The following is a 1,184-nucleotide window of genomic DNA, read 5'->3' on the forward strand; positions in this document are numbered from 1 at the left end:
TGGGGGCCGCCTTGGGGGCCGTCTTCCCTCGGCCCACCTGCGTCCGCACCGCGCCCATGCTCGCCGCGATGACCAGGGCGATCGCCAGCGCCTCGACGGCGGACAGCGCCTGGCTCAGGACGAGGAATCCCGCCACGGAGGCGACGGCCGGTTCCAGGCTCATCAGGATCGCGAAGGTGTGCGCGGGCATCCGGCGCAGCGCGAGCAGTTCGAGCGTGTACGGCAGCACGGACGACATCACGGCGACGGCCGCGCCGAGCGCCAGCGTGACCGGCTGGACCAGCCTCGCCCCGGACTCGGCGATCCCGAGCGGGATGATGAGCACCGCCGCGACGACCATCGCGAGGGCGAGGCCGTCGGCGCCCGGGAAGCGGCGTCCGGTGCGGGCGCTGAAGACGATGTACGTCGCCCACATCGCGCCGGCCCCGAGCGCGTACGCCACGCCGACCGGGTCGAGGCCGCTGAAGCCGCCTCCGCCGCCGAGCAGGAACACGCCGCAGAGCGCGAGTCCCGCCCAGATCACGTTGACCGCGCGGCGGGAGGCGATGACGGAGAGCGCGAGCGGGCCGAGGACTTCCAGGGTGACGGCGGGGCCCATGGGGATGCGGGCGAGGGACTGGTAGAAGAGGCCGTTCATGCCGGCCATGACGGCGCCGAAGACGACGACCGTGCCCCAGTCGGCGCGGGAGTGGCCGCGGAGCCTGGGGCGGCAGACGGCGAGGAGGACGAGCGCGGCGAAGAAGAGGCGCAGCGCCACGATGCCGATCGCGCCGGCGCGGGGCATCACGCTGACGGCTACGGCGCCGCCGAACTGGACGGAGATGCCGCCCGCGAGGACGAGCCCGACGGGCCCGAGGGAGCCGAACCGGCCCCGGAGTCCGCGGGGGGCCGTTCCGGGGGGCGTCCCGGGGGCGTTCTCCGGGGTCGTGCCGGGTGCCGCGCCGGGGGCTGCGCCAGGGGTTGCGTCGGGGGTCGCCGATACTGCCTGATCGCTGGGCGTGACGTTCACGGGACGAGCCTTTCCTGGTGCGGTGTCCGCACTGCCTGAAGTCCAGTGTCCTGGACTCCACCGTCCAAGGTAATGCACCGAGACAGGATTGTGGAGCCCTTACGCTCCTGTACGCAAGTCTGGCGGGGCGCCTTGGGCTGGGGTCTGCGCGGTCGCTTCGTCGGTGGTGCGGGGC

Annotated in this window: 1 protein-coding gene; it reads right to left on the reverse strand. The window is 73.7% G+C overall.

All coding sequences use genetic code 11. The features are described 5' to 3' along the window. A partial coding sequence (locus tag AOK22_RS38320) for an EamA family transporter (protein ID WP_055703253.1) occupies positions 1 to 1,009 on the reverse strand: 1,009 nt, incomplete at its 3' end. Positions 1,010 to 1,184 lie beyond the last annotated feature (175 nt).

The organism is Streptomyces silaceus, from assembly GCF_001419745.1.
Taxonomy (GTDB): Bacteria; Actinomycetota; Actinomycetes; order Streptomycetales; family Streptomycetaceae; genus Streptomyces; species Streptomyces silaceus.